The sequence below is a fragment of the uncultured Metabacillus sp. genome (assembly GCF_947503125.1).
Taxonomy (GTDB): Bacteria; Bacillota; Bacilli; order Bacillales; family Bacillaceae; genus Metabacillus.
In genome coordinates, this window is the sequence record NZ_CANNCR010000209.1 from 1 (window position 1) to 312 (window position 312).

The 312-nt window shown below is 40.4% G+C and carries 1 rRNA gene; it reads right to left on the reverse strand.

Annotated elements, in window-relative coordinates:
• Positions 1 to 242 precede the first annotated feature (242 nt).
• Positions 243 to 312: ribosomal RNA gene (locus Q1B07_RS26905) — 16S ribosomal RNA — on the reverse strand; the annotation flags it as partial.

Genomic DNA, 312 nt, shown 5'->3' on the forward strand with positions numbered 1-312 from the left:
TCGGTGTTAGTACCGTCCTTCATCGGCTCCTAGTGCCAAGGCATCCACCGTGCGCCCTTCATAACTTAACCAAAAATATTTATGAAAGAATCACTAAACTAAGCGTTTAAACTCAGTGAATACTTGAATTGTTATCGTTATCTAGTTTTCAAGGAACAACTTTTGAGAGATAGTTCCCTCAAAACTAAACAAAATCAGAAACGTCTTTTTATGAAGGTTATTATCCTTCATATCATCCTTAGAAAGGAGGTGATCCAGCCGCACCTTCCGATACGGCTACCTTGTTACGACTTCACCCCAATCATCTGTCCC